This window comes from Bradyrhizobium quebecense, assembly GCF_013373795.3.
In the GTDB taxonomy this organism is placed as follows: domain Bacteria; phylum Pseudomonadota; class Alphaproteobacteria; order Rhizobiales; family Xanthobacteraceae; genus Bradyrhizobium; species Bradyrhizobium quebecense.
This window is the reverse complement of record NZ_CP088022.1, coordinates 6,473,236-6,494,915: the sequence shown is the minus strand read 5'-3', so window position 1 is coordinate 6,494,915 and position 21,680 is coordinate 6,473,236. Positions and strand designations below refer to the sequence as shown.

The 21,680-nt window shown below is 65.0% G+C and carries 23 protein-coding genes; 13 read left to right on the top strand and 10 right to left on the bottom strand.

The genetic code is table 11. The annotated features are described in order from the left end of the window. Window positions 1-57 precede the first annotated feature (57 nt). On the bottom strand, window positions 58-492 hold the full coding sequence (locus HU230_RS31270; protein WP_173640120.1) for a VOC family protein: 435 nt from the start codon (window positions 490-492) through the stop codon (window positions 58-60). A 308-nt stretch (window positions 493-800) separates the two neighbouring features. On the opposite strand from HU230_RS31270, the gene HU230_RS31265 reads away from it, so the two are divergent. Beyond that, window positions 801-3,233: a spermidine synthase family protein gene (locus HU230_RS31265; protein WP_176528518.1), complete on the top strand. Its 2,433-nt coding sequence runs from the start codon at window positions 801-803 to the stop codon at window positions 3,231-3,233. 17 nt (window positions 3,234-3,250) lie between these two features. On the opposite strand, the gene HU230_RS31260 is transcribed toward HU230_RS31265, so the two are convergent. Beyond that, a complete protein-coding gene (locus tag HU230_RS31260) occupies window positions 3,251-3,694 on the bottom strand; it encodes a MarR family winged helix-turn-helix transcriptional regulator (RefSeq protein ID WP_038387042.1) in 444 nt (147 codons plus the stop codon). 178 nt (window positions 3,695-3,872) lie between these two features. Between HU230_RS31260 and HU230_RS31255 the strand changes: the two genes are divergently transcribed. The 9 genes from HU230_RS31255 to HU230_RS31215 all read left to right on the top strand — a co-directional run bounded on the left by HU230_RS31255 (window position 3,873) and on the right by HU230_RS31215 (window position 13,109). After that, complete coding sequence (locus HU230_RS31255; protein ID WP_176528519.1) at window positions 3,873-5,054, top strand: substrate-binding domain-containing protein; 1,182 nt, start codon at window positions 3,873-3,875, stop codon at window positions 5,052-5,054. A gap of 85 nt (window positions 5,055-5,139) precedes the next feature. Further along, window positions 5,140-6,303 (top strand): substrate-binding domain-containing protein, encoded by a 1,164-nt coding sequence (locus tag HU230_RS31250; RefSeq protein WP_176528520.1) that lies wholly within the window; start codon window positions 5,140-5,142, stop codon window positions 6,301-6,303. 182 nt (window positions 6,304-6,485) lie between these two features. Beyond that, on the top strand, window positions 6,486-8,000 hold the full coding sequence (locus HU230_RS31245) for an amidase (RefSeq protein WP_176528521.1): 1,515 nt from the start codon (window positions 6,486-6,488) through the stop codon (window positions 7,998-8,000). A gap of 42 nt (window positions 8,001-8,042) precedes the next feature. Further along, window positions 8,043-8,900 (top strand): branched-chain amino acid ABC transporter permease, encoded by an 858-nt coding sequence (locus HU230_RS31240; RefSeq protein WP_092120142.1) that lies wholly within the window; start codon window positions 8,043-8,045, stop codon window positions 8,898-8,900. A gap of 5 nt (window positions 8,901-8,905) precedes the next feature. Continuing rightward, entirely contained in the window at window positions 8,906-10,126 is a 1,221-nt protein-coding gene (locus HU230_RS31235) for a substrate-binding protein (RefSeq protein WP_176528522.1), read from the top strand. Window positions 10,127-10,133: 7 nt separating this feature from the next. Beyond that, on the top strand, window positions 10,134-11,261 hold the full coding sequence (locus HU230_RS31230) for a branched-chain amino acid ABC transporter permease (protein WP_224943743.1): 1,128 nt from the start codon (window positions 10,134-10,136) through the stop codon (window positions 11,259-11,261). Beyond that, window positions 11,248-11,982 carry an ABC transporter ATP-binding protein gene (locus tag HU230_RS31225; protein ID WP_176528524.1) on the top strand — a complete coding sequence of 245 codons (735 nt, stop codon included), beginning with the start codon at window positions 11,248-11,250 and terminating at the stop codon, window positions 11,980-11,982. The genes HU230_RS31230 and HU230_RS31225 overlap by 14 nt, the downstream gene beginning before the upstream one ends. After that, window positions 11,975-12,676, top strand: a complete 702-nt coding sequence (locus HU230_RS31220; protein ID WP_176528525.1) for a branched-chain amino acid ABC transporter ATP-binding protein — start codon at window positions 11,975-11,977, stop codon at window positions 12,674-12,676. The genes HU230_RS31225 and HU230_RS31220 overlap by 8 nt, the downstream gene beginning before the upstream one ends. A 259-nt stretch (window positions 12,677-12,935) precedes the next feature. Further along, window positions 12,936-13,109 carry a hypothetical protein gene (locus HU230_RS31215; RefSeq protein WP_176528526.1) on the top strand — a complete coding sequence of 58 codons (174 nt, stop codon included), beginning with the start codon at window positions 12,936-12,938 and terminating at the stop codon, window positions 13,107-13,109. A gap of 43 nt (window positions 13,110-13,152) precedes the next feature. On the opposite strand, the gene HU230_RS31210 is transcribed toward HU230_RS31215, so the two are convergent. Genes HU230_RS31210 through HU230_RS31200 form a run of 3 tightly spaced genes read right to left on the bottom strand, consistent with a single transcriptional unit; the run spans window position 13,153 to window position 14,605 of the window. Then, window positions 13,153-13,584 (bottom strand): DUF3147 family protein, encoded by a 432-nt coding sequence (locus HU230_RS31210; RefSeq protein ID WP_224944249.1) that lies wholly within the window; start codon window positions 13,582-13,584, stop codon window positions 13,153-13,155. Between the two features lie 53 nt (window positions 13,585-13,637). Next, a complete protein-coding gene (locus HU230_RS31205) occupies window positions 13,638-13,982 on the bottom strand; it encodes a DUF3147 family protein (protein WP_176528527.1) in 345 nt (114 codons plus the stop codon). Beyond that, complete coding sequence (locus HU230_RS31200; RefSeq protein ID WP_176528528.1) at window positions 13,979-14,605, bottom strand: phosphatase PAP2 family protein; 627 nt, start codon at window positions 14,603-14,605, stop codon at window positions 13,979-13,981. Before HU230_RS31200 ends, HU230_RS31205 begins: the two co-directional genes overlap by 4 nt. A 160-nt stretch (window positions 14,606-14,765) precedes the next feature. Between HU230_RS31200 and HU230_RS31195 the strand changes: the two genes are divergently transcribed. Continuing rightward, a complete protein-coding gene (locus HU230_RS31195) occupies window positions 14,766-14,996 on the top strand; it encodes a hypothetical protein (protein WP_176528529.1) in 231 nt (76 codons plus the stop codon). A gap of 32 nt (window positions 14,997-15,028) precedes the next feature. Here the strand turns inward: HU230_RS31195 and HU230_RS31190 are convergent, their stop codons facing one another. The 5 genes from HU230_RS31190 to HU230_RS31170 form a co-directional block, all read right to left on the bottom strand. Continuing rightward, a complete protein-coding gene (locus HU230_RS31190) occupies window positions 15,029-15,424 on the bottom strand; it encodes a nuclear transport factor 2 family protein (RefSeq protein WP_176528530.1) in 396 nt (131 codons plus the stop codon). Window positions 15,425-15,758: 334 nt separating this feature from the next. Then, complete coding sequence (locus tag HU230_RS31185; RefSeq protein ID WP_176528531.1) at window positions 15,759-17,216, bottom strand: L,D-transpeptidase family protein; 1,458 nt, start codon at window positions 17,214-17,216, stop codon at window positions 15,759-15,761. 229 nt (window positions 17,217-17,445) lie between these two features. Continuing rightward, on the bottom strand, window positions 17,446-18,408 hold the full coding sequence (locus HU230_RS31180; RefSeq protein WP_176528532.1) for an acetyl-CoA carboxylase carboxyltransferase subunit alpha: 963 nt from the start codon (window positions 18,406-18,408) through the stop codon (window positions 17,446-17,448). A gap of 202 nt (window positions 18,409-18,610) precedes the next feature. After that, the gene (gene xerD / locus HU230_RS31175; protein WP_176528533.1) at window positions 18,611-19,591 is read right to left on the bottom strand and encodes a site-specific tyrosine recombinase XerD; all 981 of its coding nucleotides are present in this window, start codon (window positions 19,589-19,591) and stop codon (window positions 18,611-18,613) included. A gap of 16 nt (window positions 19,592-19,607) precedes the next feature. Continuing rightward, window positions 19,608-19,754 (bottom strand): hypothetical protein, encoded by a 147-nt coding sequence (locus HU230_RS31170; RefSeq protein ID WP_050405944.1) that lies wholly within the window; start codon window positions 19,752-19,754, stop codon window positions 19,608-19,610. A 145-nt stretch (window positions 19,755-19,899) separates the two neighbouring features. Here HU230_RS31170 and HU230_RS31165 point away from each other — a divergent pair, with 145 nt between their 5' ends. Next, entirely contained in the window at window positions 19,900-20,532 is a 633-nt protein-coding gene (locus HU230_RS31165; protein WP_176528534.1) for a shikimate kinase, read from the top strand. Then, on the top strand, window positions 20,529-21,671 hold the full coding sequence (aroB, locus tag HU230_RS31160; RefSeq protein ID WP_176528535.1) for a 3-dehydroquinate synthase: 1,143 nt from the start codon (window positions 20,529-20,531) through the stop codon (window positions 21,669-21,671). Before HU230_RS31165 ends, aroB begins: the two co-directional genes overlap by 4 nt. Window positions 21,672-21,680 lie beyond the last annotated feature (9 nt).

Sequence of the window (21,680 nt, the reverse complement as noted above, 5' to 3'; positions counted from 1 at the left end):
GCCGTCGCAAGCCCTGACGCGGCGGGCGCCTGGCCCGCCGTCGAAGCTGCATCGCCGTCAGCCGGCGAACGCCTTGTCGAGATCGGCGATGATGATCTTCTGCATCTTCAGCATCGCCTGCATCGCGCGATCGGCCGCCTTGCGGTCGGGATCGCCGAGATAGCGGCTCAGCGCCGTCGGGATCACCTGCCAGGACAGGCCGAAGCGGTCCTTGAGCCAACCGCAGCGCGATTCCTGGCCGCCGTCGGTGAGCTTCTCCCAGAAGTAATCCACCTGCTCCTGGGTCTCGACGCTGAGGAAGAACGACACCGCCTCGTTGAACTTGTGCTGCGGCCCGCCATTGAGCGCGTAGAACCGCTGCCCCTCGAGCTCGAAACTCGCCATGAAATCGCTGACGGTCTCGATCTCCGCGTTCGGAAACACCGATTTGTAGAAGGCGACGGCGTCGCGGACATTGTTGTCGAGCCAGAGGAACGGCGTGATCGAAGTCATGACGGGGGAATCCTTGTGATCGATGAGGAGGATGAGCCGGAACCGCGCGCTCAGCGTTAGCGCATCCGGAGGACGAGCCCGCGACCGGCACTCCGACATGTTGACCGGACTATTTTCGCGATTTTGGGTTCCCTGGTAACCCCGCGCTAAGCCCGCCGACGGTCCGGCCACTACTCAAAGTCGGTATTGGCTCGTCCAATCAATTACTTGTTAGTGCTCTGTGCTTCAATATTGCTGGGCGCGTTGGGCGAGCCGCCAACGCGCATCAAAGCGTCTCTTTGATCAAGGCTCGATCAGGAGGCCGCGCCTTGCAGACCGCGACGACGATGCCCGGCCGCTACTATCCGGCGATCTTCGTGCTGGCGTCGGCCACGCTGGCCTATCAGATCCTCATCACCCGCTTCTTCAGCGTGATGGTGCATTACCACTTCGCTTTCGGGGCCATCGCCCTTGCGATGTTCGGGCTGACGCGCGGTGCAATGAAGGTTTATGAGGATTCCGCCCGTTATGCGCCGGAGTGTGTGGCGCCGGAATTTGCCCGTCACGCAGCGCGGTTCGCGCTCAGCGGCGTCGTCGTCATGTGCGCCTTTCTGTATGCGCCGCTGGTCGTGCCCGACGCATATGCCATGTCTGCGCTCGCCGTGGTGGCGCTGGCTTTCACCATTCCGTTTGCCGAGGGCGGCATCTGCATCACGATTCTCCTGACCCGGCTGCCCTATGTCGGCGGCTGGCTTTACGCTGCCGATCTGGTCGGCGCCGCGGTCGGATGCCTCGGCATCATCTTCGTGCTGCTGGTGATCGATCCGGTCAGCGCGACGCTGTGGATCGGCGCCTGCGCCGCGGCCGTCGGCTGGTTCGTGGTCCGTCACGGTGAAGGCCGAAGCGATGTGCGCCTGAGCCGCAACGCCGCGCTTGGTCTCGCCGCGCTCGCCGCGGTTCACACCGCGCTTGCCGCAACCGGCAGCAGCCATCTTGGCGTGATCTGGGCCAAGGGTACCCAGCAGACCGGAACGTTGTTCGAGCGCTGGAACACCTATTCGCGCATCCGCGTGACCGATCTCGGGCTCACGATTCCCTTCGGCTGGTCCTTCTCGCGCACCCCGGATACCAGGATCGAGCAACTCTATCTCGACATCGATGCCGACGCGGCGACGCCGATCACCCGCTTCTCCGGCGATCTGACGAAGATTTCCTATCTCAAGGACGACGTCATCAACGCGCCCTATCTGGTGCAGCAACGGCCGGGCGATGTGGCCGTGGTCGGCGTCGGCGGCGGCCGCTACATCCTCTCCGGCCTCTATTTCGGCGCGCAGCGAATTCACGGCATCGAAATCAATCCCGCGATCTTCGAAGTGCTGACCGACAAGTTCGCCGATTATTCGGGCCATCTCCATCGTCAGCCCGGCGTGTCGCTGGTCAATGCCGAAGCGCGCAGTTACATCAACCACTCGCCCGATCGCTACGACCTGATCCAGATCTCGCTGATCGACACCTGGGCGGCCACCGCAGCCGGCGGGCTGACGCTGACCGAGAACAGGCTCTACACCGTGGAGGCGTGGGACGATTTCTTCCGCGCATTGAAGCCGGGCGGCATGCTCTCGGTGTCGCGCTGGTACGAACCGACGGTCTATCGCGGCGAGTTCTATCGCCTGATTGCGATCGCGGCCGAGGCGCTGCAGCATCAGGGCGTGCCGATGACCGAACTGTCGCAGCATGTGATTGCGGCGAATGTCGGCAGCGTTGTCACGGTCATGACCCGGCCCGAGGCGTTCACGGCGGTGCAATGGCAGGGCGCGCGCGACCGGCTGGAAGCACAGGGATTCAAGCTGCTGCTCGGGCCGGATATCGCGTATGACAGTGTCGCCTCGACCCTTCTATCGGGCAAGGCCGACCAGAGCTTCCTTGATTCATTGCCGGCAAACATCGCGGCCTCGACCGACGACAAGCCATTCTTCTTCTATACCGCGCGACTTGCCGATCTGTTCCTCAAGAACGGCTTCGAGGCGCAGAACAACGCAGCGCTCGGCATCATCAAATGGGTGCTCGTCTTCCAGCTCGGCATCTGCATCTACTACATCGGCATTCCCTTCACGCGCCTGATGCGGCGGATGCCGGTGGCCACACTGGTGCCGCCGGTGGCCTATTTCGCCGCGATCGGCATGGGCTTCATGCTGATCGAGATTTCGCAGATGCAACGGCTGATGGTGTTCCTCGGCCACCCGGTCTACGGGCTCAGCGTCGTGCTGTTCACGATCCTGCTGTTCGGCGGTATCGGCAGCGCCACTGTGGGTGCCGCGCCTTCGCGGCCGGCCATGTTGATCGCTCGCCTCGTGGCGCTGGGCGCAACGCTGGTAGCCGCAGGCCTGCTGACGCCGGCCGTCACCGCTTGGGCGCGCTCCGCGCCGACCGACATCCGCATCCTGGTATCGGTCGCGCTGCTGGCACCGCCGGCTTTCTGCATGGGCATGATGTTCCCGCTGGGCCTCGGCATCTGGCGGCGGCATGACGAGCTGCTGCCTTTCTTCTGGAGCACCAACGGCATCACCTCGATGCTTGCTTCCGTGCTCGGCATGGCGCTGTCGATCCAGTTCGGCATCACCACGACATTCGCACTCGGCGTCTGCTGCTATGCGGTGTGCGCGATCATGATCGTCGGCAACCGGCTGGCCCATCCGGTCGCTGATACCGCCCTCAAGCCGGTGCGGCCGGCCGGCCTGATGGCGCAGGACGAGGTGGCGTAGTAGCGGAGGCTGTTGCCTCAGTTCGCGCTGCCGATCAGGCTTTCCAGCAGGCGCTTGAGCTCGGTGGTCGACTTGTCGCCATAGCTCTCGACGATGTGCTCCTCCTGGCTCACCGCCAGCGAGTTCAGGCGGCGGCACAGCGCCTTGCCTCGGTCGGAGACGAACATCAGGACCTTGCGGCGATCCTTCGGATCCTGCACGCGATAGACCAGCGCGTCCGACACCATACGGTCTATCATCTTGGTCAGCGTCGGATGGTTGAGCAGCACCGCGTCGGCAAGCTCGCCCATCGAGTGTCCGTTGCCGTCGGACAGCACTTTGAGGATGCGCCACTGCTCGACCGGCACGCCTTCCTTGGCCAGCCGCGTCTCCAACTGCCGGTTGATCTCCCGGTTGGCTTGCGCGAGCAGGTAGGTGAGGTGTTCGGTGATCGGGGAATTTTCTTTCGGCGGTTTAGCCACGGCGTGAGACCTGGTTCCTGACCCGGTGAATGAATGTCCGGCAACTCATGCCATTTCTATATGCACTTCAATTGTTGAATATTCAATATTTTCCCCTAGGATATTCCCCCAACCAAAGGGCGGATGCCGCGATCGCCCGCTGGCTGCGTTGCGTACTGCTTCCCAGACAGGAGTTGGCGTGCTCTCGACGGTCTCCTTCCAGGCGTATGGCGGCATGCCCGTCGCGCCGCCGCACCTGTTTCGAAATCCGTCGTCCTGTGCGGCCGATCTCGCTTTGACCGTCAAGCCGAGCTCTTCGCGCCGTGGCGGCACCGACGGCAAGCTTAGGATCGGCAATTTCATCACCTTCTCCGGCGCGCCCGGGATCTGGGGGCCGATCTCGGCCAACAGCGTCATGCTGGCGGTTGCCGAGATCAACCGGCGCGGCGGCATCCGCGGCCGCGAGGTCGAATTGTCGATGTACGACGCCGGCGGGCCGATCGAGGAAGTGGTGCGCCGCGCCGAGCGGGCGATCGCCTTCGACGAGATCGACGTGATCATGGGCTCGCATATCTCGGCGGTCCGCCTCGCGCTGCGCAAGGTCACGGCCGGCCGCATACCCTATGTCTACACGCCGGTCTATGAAGGCGGCGAGCGGACGCCCGGCGTGATGGCGATCGGCGAGACGCCGCGCGCCGAAAGCCGTCCGGCGATCCACTGGCTCACCGAGGTCAAGAAGGCGCAGCGCTGGTACCTGATCGGCAGCGACTATGTTTGGCCCTGGCAGTCGCATCGCGCGGTGAAGCGCTACATCAAGGAGGCCGGCGGCCAGGTGGTCGGCGAGGAATTCGTCCCGCTCGGCGAGGACGATCACGAGCCGCATCTGGCGCGGATCCGCGCGGCCCGGCCCGATGTCGTGCTGATCACCCTGATCGGGACCGACAGCATCACCTTCAACCGCGCCTTCGCCGACGCAGGACTCGCCGCCACCACGCTGCGCTATGCCGGCGCGATGGACGAGACCGTGCTGCTCGGCATCGGGCCGGACGCGACCGAGAACCTGTTCTGCGCCTCCGGCTATTTCGGCTGCGTCGATTCGCGCGCCAATGACGAGTTCCAGATCAGCTACCGCGCGATGTTCGGGGCGCACGCGCCGCCGATCGGCTCGGTCGGACAGTCGAACTACGAGGGGATGCGCTTTCTCGAAGCGGCGGCCAACCGCGCCCGCTCGCTGTCCACGGGGCCGTTGTCCGCGGCGGCGCGCAACCTCGTCTACAGCGGCGCCCGCGGCACCGTCACCATTCGCGACGGCCGTGCCGAAATGCCGATCTATCTTGCCGAGGCCGACGGTCTCGACTTCAATGTGATCAAGACGATCTAGCGTGGCACCGTCGCCCGTGAGGGCGATGCCGTGAGCGGCGTGCGGGTGCCGGACAGGAGCAGGTGTGCATTCGACGCCCAACGTCATGGCAAGAAACCTCCCGTTCCCGCCATCCCTGCTGTTCAGGAACCTGGCGTCGGCGGCGTCGGATCGCCTGCTTGCGCCGATGGATCGTGGCGGGTTCGGTCCGCGCGGCGGGCGCAACCGGCTGCGGATCGGCGGCTTCGTCTGTTGCTCCGGTTCGCCCGGGATGTGGGGGCCGGCCGCGACCTCGACCGCGCAGCTCGCCGTTGCGGAAATCAACCGGCGCGGCGGCATTCTTGGCCGGGAGATCGAGTTCTCGGTCTACGACGCCGGCGGCCCAATCGACGAGGTGATCGACCGCGCCGAGCAGGCGATCGCCTCCGACGAGGTCGATCTCATCATGGGCATGCACACCAGCGCGGTGCGTGTCGCGCTGCGCAACCTCATCACTCGCAGCAAGATCCCCTACATCTACACGCCGGTCTATGAGGGCGGCGAGCGGACGCCGGGCGTTATTGCGATCGGCGAGACGCCGCGTTGGCAGAACCGGCCGTCGATCCACTGGCTGGCCGAGGCGAAGCGCGCCAGGCGCTGGTACCTGATCGGCAGCGATTATGTCTGGCCCTGGCAGTCGCACCGCGCGGTGAAGCGCTACATCAAGGAGACCAGGGGCCTCGTGGTCGGCGAGGAGTTCGTGCCGGTCGGCGAGGACGATCACGAGGCGCATCTGGAGCGGATCCGTGCGGCGAAGCCCGATGTCGTGCTGATCTCGCTGATCGGTACCGACGGCGTGACCTTCAACCGCGCCTTCGCCGAGGCCGGGCTCGCCGCTACCACGTTGCGCTTTGCCGGCTGTTTCGACGAAACGGCGCTGCTCGGCATCGGCGCCGACAAGACCGAGAACCTGTTCTGCGCCTCCGGCTATTTCCCCTCTGTCGGCTCGCAGGCCGGCGACGATTTCAGGGACCGCTATCGCGCGATGTTCGGTCCGTTCGCGCCGCCGGTCGGATCGTGCGGCGAGTCCGCCTATGAAGGCTTCTGCCTGCTGGAGGCTGCCGCCAACCGCGCCGGCACGCTGGACATGCGCCCGCTGCTCGCGGCAGCGGACAATCTCGTCTATCGCGGCCCGCGCGGTCCGGTCACGGTGCGCAATGGCCACGCCAGGATGCCGATGTATCTTGCCGAAGCCGATGGCCTCGACTTCAGGGTGATCAAGGCGATCTGACGCCGGATGCGACAGCCTGCCTACCCGATCCGTGAAATAATACTTGAAAAGGAAAATATTTCCGTTTTCAATACAGCAACGGGGTGAGCGGTTCGCGCGGGTCAACGCGCCGCTGCTGCTTCGTGCCCAAGGAATCGGATCCAGGAATCGAATCCAGAGATCAAAAGCTTCAGGAGAGCGCCGTGACCGTCGTCCTTCCCACGCCAACGCAACTTCGTGCCGTCGCCGAGCAGTGCGGCCTGTCCCTGACCGATGAGGACGTGGCCTCGTTCCGCGGCCTGATGCAGGGCTCGGTCGATGCCTATAACCTCGTCGCCCAGATGCCGGACGAATTGCCCGAAGTGAAATATCCGCGCACGCCTGGCCATCGTCCGGCACCGGAAGACAACAGGCACAACGCCTGGTACCGCAAATCGACGGTGAAGGGCGCAGCCTCCGGCAAGCTCAAGGGCAAAACGGTGGCGCTGAAGGACAACATCATGCTGGCCGGCGTGCCGATGACCAACGGCTCGTCGACACTGGAAGGCTATATCCCCGATTTCGACGCCACCATCGTCACGCGCATGCTGGATGCCGGCGCCGAGATCGCCGGCAAGACGCACTGCGAGCATTTCTGCCTGTCCGGCGGCAGCCACACCGGCTCCTACGGGCCGGTGCACAATCCGCACAAGATGGGCTATTCGGCCGGCGGCTCGTCGTCGGGCTCGGGCGTGGTGGTCGCGCTCGGCGAGGTCGACATGGCAATCGGCGGCGACCAGGGCGGCTCGATCCGCATGCCGTCCTCGTTCTGCGGCACCTACGGCATGAAGCCGACCTGGGGCCTCGTGCCCTACACCGGCATCATGCCGATCGAGATCTATGTCGACCACACCGGCCCGATGACCGCGACCGTGGAAGACAACGCGCTGCTGCTGGAAGTGCTGGCCGGCGACGACGGCTACGATCCCCGGATCAAGGCGCCGAAGGTCGACGACTACACCAAGGCGCTCGGCAAGGGCGTCAAGGGCATGAAGATCGGCATCGTCAAGGAAGGTTTTGAGCAGCCGACCGCGGAGGCCGCGGTGAATGAAAGCGTGCATGAGGCGGCCAAGCGCTTCAAGGATCTCGGCGCGAGCGTCGAAACGGTCTCGATCCCGATGCACATGCTGGGCGGCGCGATCTGGACGCCGATCGGCACCGAAGGCCTGACCCAGACCATGATGTTCGGCGACGGCTACGGCCTCAGCCGTGGCGACCTCTATTCGACCTCGCTGATGGATCACCATCGCGGCTGGCGCCGTCAGGCGGATTCGCTGTCCGAGACCACCAAGCTGTTCATGATGCTCGGCACCTACATCAACAACAATTTCGGTCCGCGCTTCTACGGCAAGGCGCTCAACATTTCGCGCCGGCTGGCCGCGGCCTACGACAAGGCCTTCAAGGACTACGATCTGCTGCTGATGCCGACCACGCCGATGAAGGCGACGAAGTTGCCCGAGGCCAATGCCAGCCGCGAGGAGTATGTCGCCCGCGCGCTGGAGATGATCTCCAACACCGCGCCGTTCGATATCACCCATCACCCGGCGATGTCGCTGCCCTGCGGCATGGTCGATGGCTTGCCGGTCGGCCTGATGCTGGTCGGCCGGATGTTCGAGGAATCCACCATCTACCGCGCCGCGCACGCCTTCGAACAGGCCGGCGACTGGAAGAAGATGTGAGGCGTCGCTTGTCGCAGAAACAGGCCGAACGGATCGGGCGCCATGGCTAGCACCTTCGCCGCGGTGTTCGAGATCGTGAGCTTCGGCGCGATCATCGTGCTGGTCGTGCTCGGGCTCGGCATCATTGCCAGCATGATGGGCATCTTCAACTTCGCGCAGGGCGAATTCGTCCTGCTCGGGGCCTATGTGACCTATCTGGCCTACGCCCACGGTGCGCCGGTCTGGGTCGGCATGGTCGCCGCGCCCTTTGTGGTCGGCGCGCTCGGCTTCGTGCTGGAGGCGCTGATCATCAGGCGGTTCTATGCCGCGCCGATCGTGGCGATGCTCGGCACCTATGCGCTCGGGCTGATCATCCGCGAAAGCGTCCGCGGCCTGATCGGCGGCTTCTATCTCACGGTGCCGGAGCCGATCGGCGGTTCGATCGACCTCGGCTCCGTCCACATCTCGGCCTGGCGCTTCACCATCATCGTGATCACGCTCTTGGTGATGGGCGGCTGCTATCTGCTGCTGGCGCGCACGAGCTTCGGGCTTCGGGTCCGCGCCACGCTGGAAAACCCGGCGCTGGCGCGTGCGTCGGGCATCTCGACGCCGCTGATCTACGGCGCGACCTTTGCGTTCGGCGCGGCGCTGGCCGGGCTTGCCGGTGCGCTGATCGTGCCGGTGTTCAGCCTGTTTGCCGATCTCGGCATCCGCTTCCTGATCCAGGGCTTCGTCGCCGTGATGGTCGGCGGGGTCGGCTCCTTCATCGGTCCGGTCGCCGGCGCCGGTGTGATCGGCACGCTCAGCGCAGCGCTGCCATGGGTCATGTCTCCCGTCGTCGCCGACGTCCTCGTCTTCGTGCTCGCCATCGCCTTCATCAAATTCCGGCCGCAAGGCCTCATTGCTGGGAAAGGGGTCTAATCACCATGTCGATTGAACGCATGAATCTCACACGCCGCCGCTTCATGAGCAATTTCGCCTTCGCGACCGGCGCGCTCGCGACCGGGGTCGGAAGCTGGGTGGTGAGGCCCGATTGGGCCAACGCCGCCGAGGGCCCGATCAAGGTCGGCATCGCAACCGACCTGACCGGCCCGATCGCCTATGCCGGCAATGCCGACGCCAACGTCGCCAAGATGGTGATCAAGGAGATCAACGCCGGCGGCGGCCTGCTCGGCCGGCCGCTCGAGTTCTATATCGAGGACACCGCCTCGAACGAATCGGTCGCGGTCGGCAATGTCCGCAAGCTGATCCAGCGCGACAAGGTCGACATGGTGCTGGGCGGCATCACCTCGTCGATGCGCAACGCGATCAAGGACCCGATCGTGGCGCGCGGCAAGACGCTCTACATCTATCCGCAGCTCTACGAGGGCAAGGAGTGCACGCCCTATCTGTTCTGCACCGGGCCGACGCCGGCGCAGCAATGCGATGAGTTCATTCCGTGGCTGATCAAGAACGGCGGCAAGAAGTTCGCGCTGCCGAGCGCCAACTATGTCTGGCCGCACACGCTCAACGTCTACGCCCGCAAGGTGATCGAGGACAATGGCGGCGAGGTCGTGTTCGAGGAGTATTACCCGCTCGACCAGGTCGACTTCTCGTCGACCGTCAACCGCATCATCTCGAATAAGGTCGATGTCGTCTTCAACACCGTGATCCCGCCCGGCGTCGGCCCGTTCTTCAAGCAGCTTTATGAAGCCGGCTTCCTCAAGAACGGCGGACGGCTCGCCTGCGTTTACTATGACGAGAACACGCTCAACATCAATCAGGCCAACGAGATCGAGGGCCTGGCGAGCTGCCTCGATTACTTCAAGGTGCTGACCAAGGAGGATCCGTTCAACGCCAAGATCCAGGCGGCCTATGAGAAGGATTTCCCGGGCAACTTCCTGTTCGCGGCCGGCAGCGCCGCCACCGGAACCTATCGCGGCCTCAAGCTGTGGGAAGCCGCGGTCAAGGAAGCCGGCAAGGTCGACCGTGACTCGGTTGCGGCCGCGCTCGATCACGCCAAGATCGCCGAAGGGCCCGGCGGCCCCGCCGAAATGGTTCCGGGCAAGCGTCACTGCAAGATGAAGATGTACACCGCTGTTGCCAAAGGCGGGAACTATGAGATCGTGGCACGCAGCGCCGGTCTCGTCGATCCCAAGGAATGCTGAGCAATCAATGGGTGGAGCAAGAGAGGCCGTCGCACGCATCGGTGAGGGACCGGATGTCGTGACGGGTGAAGGTGCACCGGCCGCGAGTGCGCCGGCGGGACGGGCATCGGCAGGATGGAAGGTCCTGCCGATCGTGGAAGGGCTGGTGCTCTTGATCGCACTGGTCTTGCCATGGGTGCTGCAGGATTATCTCACGGTGTTCGCCACCCGCGTGGTGATCCTCGCGCTGTTCGCGCTGTCGTTCGACCTGGTGTGGGGCTATGCCGGCATCATGAGCTTCGGCCAGGCGCTGTTCTTCGGCGCCGCCGGCTACGGCGTTGCGCTGATGGCGCGCGACCTCAACGTCACCTCGATCCTTCTGATCCTGCCTGCCGGCATGCTGATCGGCCTCACGGCGGCGCTGCTGCTCGGCGGCTTCCTGCTGCTCGGGCGCTATCCCTCGAGCGTGATCTTCGTCTCGCTCGGCACCCTGACCGGCTCCTATGCGGCGGACCGGCTGGCGCGCGGCTGGTACTATCTCGGCGGCCAGAACGGCATCCCGTCGATCCCGCCGCTCACGCTCGGCAGCTACGAATTCGAGGAGGGGCCGGTCTACTACTACATGGTGCTCGGCATCCTCGTGGTCGTCTATCTGCTCTGCCGCTTCCTGGTCCGCTCGCAATTTGGCCTCGCGCTCGCCGGCCTGCGCGAGAACGAGCAGCGCATCGCCTTCTTCGGCTACAAGGCGCAGCATCTGAAGGCGATCATCTTCGCGGTCGGCGGCACCATCGCCGGTCTCGCCGGCAGCCTCTATGCCTTCCACGAAGGATTTGTCTGGCCCAACATGCTGGGCGTCGTGTTCTCGACCCAGGTCGTGCTCTACGTCTTGTTCGGCGGCTCCGGCACGCTGATCGGCGCCGTGATCGGCACCGTGATCATCGAGGGCGTCAGCTTCTGGCTGTCGGACAATTACCGCGACGTCTGGCCGATCATCCTCGGCGTGCTGCTGTTGCTCGTGATCATGTTCCGTCCGCTCGGGCTGGTCTCCTTCGTGCTCGGCGAGCGCGAGCGGGTCGGCAGCTTCGGCAAGGGAACAAACAAGAAGGGACCAAACAAGGCGCCAAAGCCAAAGGAGACCGGCAATGCCGCTCCTTGAGGCATCAGGAATCAGCAAGGTGTACGGCAAGCTCACCGCGCTCGACGGTGCGGCGCTGACCGTCGGCGAGAACGAGTTTCACGGCCTGATCGGTCCCAACGGCTCGGGCAAGAGCACGCTGATGAAATGCGTCGCCGGCGCCGAGGTGCCGACCACGGGCAAGGTTTCGTTCGTCAACACCGACATCACGGCGTTCACGCCGACCGAGCGCGCCCGCGCCGGCATGAGCCTGAAGTTCCAGATCACCTCGGTGCTGCCGACGCTGACGCTGTACGACAACATCCTGCTGGCGCTGCAGGCGCATTCGTCGCTGTTCGATCTCGTGCTGTCGCGCACCCGCAACAGGCTGCACGATCAGGTGATGACGATGCTGACCCAGTTCCGTCTCGCCGATCGAGCGTATGACGCCGCAGCGGCACTGTCGCACGGCCAGCAGCAATGGCTCGAGATCGCGATGGCGCTCGCCGGCAAGCCGCGGCTGTTGCTGCTGGACGAGCCGACCGGCGGCATGAGCCTCGAGGAGCGCCGCGTCACCGGCGAGCTGTTGCAGCCGATCAAGCAGCATTGCTCGCTCGTCATCGTCGAACACGACCTCGATTTCATCCGCGACATCTGCGACCGCCTCACCGTGCTCGACCAGGGCAAGGTGCTGGCGTCGGGTACGGTCGCGGAAATCCAGGCCAACAGAAACGTCCAGGAGATTTATCTTCGCCGTGCCTGACCAGTCCTTCCTCGATATCCGGCATCTCGATGCCGGTTATGGCCGCAGCCAGGTCCTGTTCGATGTCAACATCGGCATTCCCTGGCGCGGGGGCGTCGCCGTGCTCGGCCGCAACGGCGCCGGCAAGACCACGCTGATGAAGACCATCGTCGGCGAGCTCGCGAGCTCGCAGGGCGAACTGTTCTTCGACGGCCGCGACATCACCCGCCGCCGCACCGAGGAGCGCGTGCGCTCCGGCATCGGCTATGTGCCGCAGGAGCATTCGGTGTTCGCCCGCCTGTCGGTGCGCGACAACCTCGCCGTCGGCTCGCTGACCAATTCCGATACGAGCGCGGTCGATCGCGTGCTCGAGATCTTCCCCAAGCTCGGCCAGCGCCTCGACCAGCCGGCCGGCACGCTGTCCGGCGGCGAGCGCAAGATGCTGGCGATCGGCCGCGCCATGCTCGGCAATCCGAAACTGCTGCTGTTGGACGAGCCGACCGAAGGCGTCTGGATCGGCGTGATCGAGGAGATCACCGAGCGGCTGATCGAACTCGCCAAGAGCATCTCGGTCGTGATCGTCGAGCAGCATCTCGACCTCGCGCTGCGCGTCGCCGACTATGCCTATGTGCTGGACCGCGGCCGCGTCGCGCTGCAGGGCGGTGCGAGCGAAGTGCGAAGCGATCCGGAACTGCTGCGGTATCTGGCGCCGTAGCCGCCAGCGAACGGGGCCTGGAACCCTTCCTGGATTGTCGGGATCGCGGCTCCGGCTCGCAAGGGGCGGCGCTATCCCTGGCCTGGCTCTGACCGTTCCGGCCTGTGAGGGCCATAGCCGCCACGAGCGTTCGTTATCTTGACAAAGGTCAACGCAGACCCGGCGAGGACGTGCTGAATTGCCAACGGGCTTCCGGTTGCGTCCTGGAGCCGCAACGGATTTTTGCATTCGTTGGATCGGCTATCGTGCGGGGACAGTCTTGACGAAAGAACGGCAGGCGGAAGATGCGGCGGATACATTCCGGCTCCTTCGGGCCTTTCGCTCGATCCGGGACCGTGCTGCGCGACGACGTGTCGTCGAGACGGTTGAAGCGATCGCGAATGACCGCGCACCGGACGCCGACGCAATGTCGGTCGTCATCGATCAAAAATGAAGTTCAATGTCCAACCGATTGCTCTGCCCCGTTCTTGCCAGGTTCAGTGCACGATGCGGTCAGGCTTGCGCCGGACAGGGTCGTTTCCCTGCGTCCGCGTCCGTCGCACTGATCGCATCTTGCGACGCGCATACCAGGCAGCGACCGAGCAACTCAGCCAGGCAAGCGATGCGGCGATGAAGGCGGCTGGGACGCTGCGATCCACCGTCAGCGAGAACACAATCGCAAACGCCAGCATGCCGATCGCGCCCAGCGCCGCGCCCGCGGCATCGAGCGCGGCGGCTTGCTGGCCGCGCCGCACCCCCTCAAAACCCGCTTGTCGCTTGCGGCGGATCTCATGCTTCTCGATCAGGGTTGCGCTGGCGCAGAAAATGGCGGGAAGTGCAAGAAAGGCGCCGCCGATATACGCGCCGCAATAGCTGCTGATTAGCCCGGTGAAGACCGTCGCGCCGCCGCCAAGCACGAAGCGGATCAGATATTCGCTTCAGCTGCCCTCTCTCAGCGCCGACGGTGAGAAGCGGACCGGCGTCATGCTTGCCCTCCGGCAAGGGCCAGCAGGCCGAACACGATCGTCAGCCAGACGGCAAGCGACAGCGATGTTGCAGGGATTGCGAACCTGGTACGAATCAGCAGTTGGCAGACCACGAAGCTATAGACGGCGAGCGCGAGTGCGCCGGCGATCATCGCGCGGCTCTGCAGGGCGGCGTATTCGGCGCCGTGCTGGTACACGGCGATGCCGAGCGTGGCGAGCGCAACGGAAGGCGCCGCGCCGAACAGGCCGGCGAAGCTCTTCGGGCGCAGAACGTCACCCAGCATCGCGAAGGCCGATACGACGGCCCCGCCCAAGAGAAAGCGGATGACATATTCGGTCATCGAGCCTTGCTCCGCTGCGGACCATCGACCGGATAGCCGGTCCACAATCGCAGCAGCCGCTCGAGACCCGCGCCGAGCGCGAATCCTGCGATCACGTCGCTTGTCCAGTGTGCGAGAACGACAATGCGCGTCAGCGAAAGGCCGACCGCAAGCCCCTGAATTATGCGGCGAGCGCTGGCGGGCAGCGTCGCGGCCGCCGACGCCAGCGCGCCCATATGCAGTGCGTGGCCGGAGGGAAAGGCGTCTTCACGCTTGCCGGAGATCGAGACGCCGTTGAGGTGGCTAACCACGGTCAGACGGTCGGGGCGGGTCTGGTTGAACAGCAACTTCAAGCTGTGCGGCAGCAGCGACGCCGCGACCGTCACCAGTAGCGCATGATTGCCGGCGCGTTCCAGCGCTGCGCCGCGCCCGCGCGAGGCGAGCCAGCCCGCGGTGGCGAGAACGAGCAGCACCTTTTCGTCGGCGCCCCAGGTCAGCCCGCGGGCAATTTGCTCTGGAGCAGGCGCGGTGTTGCGGGCGATCGCATGCGCGATCATGACGTCCGCGTCGGTCGGGCGGATGGTCATCGGGAAGGTTGGTGCGCCTGGAAGGCGGCGTGCTCGAAGTGCGACTGCGGTACGCATGGTCCTCCAAAGCCGGGTTCCTTTCCAACGCGCCAACCACGGCATGGGTCCTAATCGGGCGTGTGGGCGAGGTCCACGGAGGAGCCAACGGCAGTTCGATCTTCGTTCCCCAGGGAACGAAGAGCCCCGGCTGCCGTTGGGCAGCGGGAGGAATTCACCGATGCGTTATCTTTCGATCATAGCCCTTTGTGCCGCTGCCGTGATGAGCGGCGGTACCGCGCTGGCGCAGCATGCCGGCACCAAGTCCGAACAATCCGCATGCTCGCGCGACGCACAGCGTTTCTGCCGCAAGGACCTCGGCAATGACGGCGCCGTGCAGAACTGCCTTCAGATGAAGCGAGCCAGCTTGAGCTCAAGCTGCAAGAAGGTTTTCGAAAGTCACGGCATGTAACAGTCACCGGCCGACGCAGATCTTCTTGTTGATCAACGCGACGACGGTCCGCCGACGTGTTCGATAAGGTGCGCGCGCGAGGGTGACGGCTCAAACCTGTCAGCGAAGTACTGCGTTTCGTGGGCGACCAAACCGTCGCGGAACTCCATGATGCTCACCGTGTAAGACGGTATGCCGTCATAGGTCAGCACGAATTCGGTGATCCAGAGATCGCCGCTACCCATCATGCGCTGGACCGTGAAGCGCTTCTTGTTCGGCTGAACCGTCCGGCTCTGCTGAATGTTGCGCCGGCCACGGATCCGCTCGCCCGATTGCGGATAGTCGAGCACTGCATCCTCGCGATAGATCTCGTGCTCGCGCTCGAAATCGCTCGCGTCCGACGCCTCCCAATGGCGCTGCAGCGCCGTGCGTATGGCCCGATCATCCATCGCAATCTCCCGGCTGTGCCCCGTGCATGATCTGGTGATCATCCACGCGTGGTTGGCAAGAGGAATGTGGTGGCGAAGGGCGGCTATGATTGAGAGGGCATGTCGCGAGAATGCGGAACTGCGACCCAATGGCCGAGCAACACATTCGGTCGTCCCGGTCTTGAGCCGGGACCCCATAACCACGAATGCGAATTGTCTTGAAAAGCTGCGGCCACGGCGCGCTTCAACAACACGGCCCTGTGGTTAGGGGTCCCTGCTTTCGCAGGGACGACACCTTGTGCTGTTCGAAGTGTTGATTGGAGACGACGAGCGCCGCGGCGCAAGCCGGCCGCGCTTACTTCACCGCGGAGAAGCGGGTGTCGAACGAGTTGGTCTGCACGACCGGCGCGGAGCCGGCGAGTTGGGTCGACGATGCCGCGGGGGCCGGCGCGGCGGCCGCAGTGTTGGTTGCCTGCGGCTTCGGCGCGGGCTTGGCGGCCTGCTTCGGCTCCACCTTGGGGGCGACGCGAACCACCGATTGCGGCTTGGCCTCGGCGACCTTCGGCTTGGCCGGTGCGGCAGCGACCGGAGCCGGCGGCGGTGCGGTGGTCTTGCTGGCGTCGGCGGTGCCGCCGATGCCGACCTTCTGGGCAAAGCTGGAGAAGAAACCTTCGGATTTGTCGGTCGTGTTCGCCGAGGCGACGCGGGCAGTCGACGACGTCGTCGCTACCACAGGCTCTTCCTGCTGGACCGCGAGATTGGGTTTGGGCGGATTGACCGTGCCGGGGATCGTGCCGGGCGCGCGCGCCAGCGACATCGATTGCAGCGCCTGGCTGTCGCCGCCTTCGGACAGACCGGTGTTTCCTTCCGGAATCTTCGAGGCGAAGATCGCGTTCATGCCGCCGTCGATGCCGGTGTTGAGGCGCGCCACGGGCGTGCCCTTGGACACCAGCTTGGTGGTCTCGGCGGCGTCCTGCTGCTCCTTCTCGCGCACGGCGCTCGCGATCTCCTCGGGGATCACATAGGCCGGGCACTTCGCGGAGGCGTCGAACACCGGATCGCGCGTTGCGTTCGGGGCCTTGACCGCATCGAACACGTACTTCTTCTCGCAGAAGTCGACCCTCGGCTCCTGCTTCGTCACCTCGAAATGATCATAGCCTTCCTTGATCATCTTCCAGAAGGGCATGTTCGGATTGTTGCGGTGCTTGGCCATGTTCACCGGCGTCATCCGGAACGGGTAGGCCTGCAGCTGGAACGCCTTCTGGCCGCCGAAGAACGACTCGCGGCCGAGCGAATAGATTTCCGCGATCTGCTCGTCGGTCATCGCGTAGCAGCCGCGCGAGGAGCAGTCGCCGTGCACCATCAGCTGCGAGCCGGTGCGGCCGAGCGCCTTGTCGAACGCGTTGGGGTAGCCGGTGTTGAACGACAGATAATAGGCCGACTGCGGGTTCATCTGGCTCGGATTGATCGAGTAGAATCCCTCGGGCGCCTGGCGGTCGCCTTCGCGGACCTTCGGGCCGAGATCGCCCGACCAGCGGCAGATCGGATAGGTCTTGAGCAGCGCAAACTGGCCGGAGCGGGTCTGCTTCCAGACCTCGAGCTCGGCCTCCTGCTTGAACAGCCGCACCAGGATCGGCGACTGCATGTCCATGTCCTTCTCGGTCATGGCAGCGACGAGCTTCGGCGGGACTGGCTGGTTGGCCTTGGCGTTCTGGGCGAGCGAGATCTGGTCGCTGTCACAGCCGGCGAGCATGACACCCGCGGCGAGGACCGCCGAAGTCAGAAGCGCGCGTACGAGCGTGCGATGAGTCAAGTCCGAGCTCCACACCCACCGGGCGATTTTCGCGACCCCAACACGGCGAATATGCCCTGAAGCCATTGTGTAAAATATTAGCCTTCGACCACCCCTGCTCGCAACCTGAACCGAGGCTGACAGCCTTCACGGTAGCAGGCATGGTTCAAGGAACGTTAAAGACCCGGCTCGGGGCCCAATTACGGCAAAATCGGCTGATTTGGTTGAAAAATCCGGCGGTTTGGGCGCCTCAGCCCAGCTTGCGGCCGATATCCAGGAACTTCTGCCGCCGCTGTTTGCGAATCGCGTCCGGATCAAGATTTCGTAGGTCGTTGAACGCCTGGGCGATCGCATCGCCTGTGATCGTGATCATCGCGGCGGGGTCGCGATGAGCGCCGCCGGAGGGCTCTTTCAGGATCTGGTCGATCACGCCGAAGCGCAGCATGTCCTGCGCGGTGATCTTCATGCTGTTGGCGGCTTCCTGCGCCTTGGTGCCGTCGCGCCACAGGATCGAGGACGCCGCCTCCGGCGAGATCACACTGTAGATCGCGTGCTCCATCATCAGGACGCGGTTGGCCGTGGTGATGGCGATGGCGCCGCCCGACATGCCTTCGCCGGTGACGATCGCGACGTTGGGCACGCCGAGCGACAGGCAGGCGTCGATCGAGCGCGCGATCGCCTCGGCCTGGCCGCGCTCCTCGGCGCCGATGCCGGGATAGGCGCCGGCGGAATCGACGATCGACAGCACCGGGATGCCGAAGCGGTCGGCCATCTCCATCAGGCGCACCGCCTTGCGGTAGCCCTCGGGACGCGCCATGCCGAAATTGTGCTTGATGCGGGTATCGGTGGTGGCGCCCTTCTCCTGGCCGACCACGCAGATGCTCTCGCCGCGGAAGCGGCCGAAGCCGCCGATCAGAGCCTCGTCGTCGGCGAATTTGCGGTCGCCGGCCATCGGGGTGAATTCGGTGATCAGGCCGCCGATGAAATCGGTGAAGTGCGGCCGCTGCGGATGCCGCGCCACCAGCGTCTTCTGCCACGGCGTCAGATTGGCATAGAGGTCGGTGAGGGCCTGCGCCGCCTTGTCCTCGATCCGCGCGACCTCGTCGCCGATGTCGCTGCCGCTCGCGGCAAGCGCACGCAACTCGTCGATCTTGGATTCAAGCTCGGCGACGGGTTTTTCGAAGTCGAGATAGCTGCGCATCGGGTCGGGCATCAACTCAATATAGGGAGGAACAGTGCGAGGGGCGAAGCGGTTTTGGCGGTGGCAAGAGAAGTTTCGTAACTTCAATCGGTTAACGCGCATTCGGGCGGAATGCACGCTTCGGGATCGCAGGCAGGTGACGCTCTTTCTGCGGAGACGACGCGGAAGTCAAGGCGGATCAGGTGAAGGTATCGATGTCTGGCGGGCGGCGGACTTACTTCTCCGCCAGCGGATGCAGGTCGCGGACCAGGCTCTTCAGCCGCTCCTCGACCACATGGGTGTAGATCTGGGTGGTGGAGATATCGGTATGGCCGAGCAGGGTCTGCACGATGCGCAGGTCCGCGCCGTTGTGCAGCAGGTGGCTGGCGAAGGCGTGGCGCAGCACGTGCGGAGACACCAGCCGCGGCGCCAGGCCGGATGCGGCCGCGAGCTCCTTCAGGTCGCGGGCGAAATGCTGCCGGGTCAGGTGGCCGCTCTCGCCGGAGGACGGAAACAGCCATTTCGACGGCGCTGTTTTCTTCGCCTTCGGCTGCATCACCTCCAGCGCCGCGAGATAATCCGCCATCGCCTGGCGCGAAGCGTCGTTCAGCGGCACCAGCCGCTCCTTGTTGCCCTTGCCGCGCACCACGATCATCCGCGCATCGCGCCGCGCCGCGGAGACCGGCAGCGACACCAGCTCGGAGACGCGCAGCCCGGTGGCGTAGAGCACCTCGAGCAGGCAATACAGCCGCAGCGCGCGCAGCCGCTGCGCCGGCGAGACGTCGGTCTGGGTCAGCTCCTTGGCGCGGGTCAGCATCCGGTCGACATCAGCAATCGACAGCACTTTGGGCAGGCCGCGACCGCGCTTCGGCCCCGACAGGATCGCGGCCGGATCGTCGCCGCGGATCCGCTCGTTGAGCAGGAAGCGATAGAGATGCCGCATCGCCGACAGCCGCCGCGCCACACTCGTCGACTTGAAGCCTCTGGTATCGAGGTCGGCAAGGTAGCCGCGCAGCGTCTCAGTGTCGGCGCCGGCGAAATCGGCGCCGGCATGGGCGAGATAATCGGAGAAGTCGGTGAGGTCGCGCCGGTAGGCGTCGAGCGTGTTGACGCCGGCGCCCTGTTCCGCGGCGAGCATGTCGAGGAACAGCGCGGTCAGCTTGGCGTCGGAGGACTTGGTTTTGGTCTTCACAGGAGCTTTGGCAGCAGCGGGCATGCCAGAATCATAGCGCCTATTTCTTGAGGAACTTATCCGGCGGAATGGTCACGCTCATTTCCCGCGGTTTCGGGTGCACGAAATTGGCCAGCGCGAAGACGATGCCGTAGCCGATCCCGAAAATCACGGCGACGACCGTCAGGAAGCGGAACAGGCTGGGCATGGAGGCGACTCAGGCGGCGAATTAACCAATGAAATCATCCAACATGTTCCCCGCGCGGTTGCAAGAGTCGCTGGTAACGGTATCGCCGGGGGTAGTATAGGTGGCTCGAATTCTGAACAAATCGTCCCAATATCCGAGCTTTTTGATGTCCGACGCAGCCGTCCCGGCGCCCACCCACCCGACCCTGGAGGCCGACATTACGGCTGCGCTGGGGACGCGGTCGATCGTGCTGGTCGGCATGATGGGGGCCGGCAAGTCGACCATTGGCCGGCGGATGGCGGCGCGGCTCAAGCTGGCGTTCACCGATGCCGACACCGAGATCGAGGCGGCGGCCGGCATGACGATCCCGGAGATTTTCGAGACCCACGGCGAACCGTATTTTCGCGACGGCGAGGCGCGGGTGATCGCCCGCATCCTCGACAGCGGCCCGATCGTGCTGGCGACCGGCGGCGGCGCCTTCATGCGCGAGGAGACCCGCAACCGGATCCGCGACCGCGCAGTTTCGATCTGGCTCAAGGCCGACAGTGATATCATCATGCGCCGGGTCCGGCGCCGCGCCGATCGTCCGCTGCTGCAGACCGCAGACCCCGAGGCGACCGTCAACCGGCTGCTCAGCGAGCGCGAGCCAGTCTACCAGAACGCCGATCTGACGATCGCCTCGCGCGACGTGCCGCACGACCGCATTGTCGACGAATGCCTCGAGGCCCTGCACGCGCATCTGTGCGGCGTGCGTCCGGCCGGCGAGCCACCACCTGATGGATTGAACGCGACCTCATGACTGCGCCCTTGAAACACTCCGCCTCCGTTACCGTTGATGTCGCGCTCGGCGACCGCGCCTATGACATCGTCATCGGCCGCGACGTGCTGGCCTCGCTGGGCGAGCGTGTCGCGGCGCTGCGGCCCGGCGTGCGGACCGCTGTTGTCACCGATCGCACCGTCGCCAGGCACTGGCTGGAGCCGGCCGAGGCGTCGCTGGCTGCCGCAGGCGTCCCGACGTCTCGGATCATCGTCGAGGAGGGCGAGGGCTCGAAGAGCTACGCCACCCTGACGCAGGTCAGCGAGGCGCTGATTGCGGCGAAGATCGAGCGCAACGATCTGGTGATCGCGCTCGGCGGCGGCGTGGTCGGCGATCTCGCCGGCTTCGCGGCCGCGATCCTGCGCCGCGGCGTCGATTTCGTGCAGGTGCCGACCTCGCTGCTGGCGCAGGTCGATTCCTCCGTCGGCGGCAAGACCGGTATCAACTCGCCGCAGGGCAAGAACCTGATCGGCGCATTCCACCAGCCGGTGCTGGTGATCGCCGACACCTCGGTGCTCGACACGCTGTCGCCGCGCCAGTTTCGCGCCGGCTACGCCGAGGTCGCGAAATACGGCATCCTCGGTGACGAGGCCTTCTTCGCCTGGCTCGAAAAGAATCATGCCGACATCTTCTCGGGCGGCGCGGGGCGTGAGCACGCGATTGCGACCTCCTGCCGCGCCAAGGCCGCCATCGTCTCCCGCGACGAGCGCGAGACCGGCGAGCGCGCGCTGCTCAATCTCGGCCACACTTTCGGCCATGCGCTGGAAGCCGCGACCGGCTTCTCCGACCGCCTGTTCCATGGCGAGGGTGTCGCGGTCGGCATGGTGCTCGCGGCGGAATTCTCCGCGCAGCTCGGCATGATTTCGACGGACGACGCTGCCCGCATCGCGCGTCATCTTTCTGCGGTAGGATTGCCGACGCGCCTGCAGGATATCGCAGGCTTCACGCAGGAAGGGCTTGCCGATGCCGACGCTCTGTTGGCGCTGATGGCGCAGGACAAGAAGGTCAAGCGCGGCAAGCTCACCTTCATCCTGCTGGAGGCGGTCGGCCGCGCCGTGATTGCAAACAATGTCGAGCCACAGCCGGTGCGCGACTTCCTGCAAGCCAAGCTGAAGGCTTAAAGCCACGGA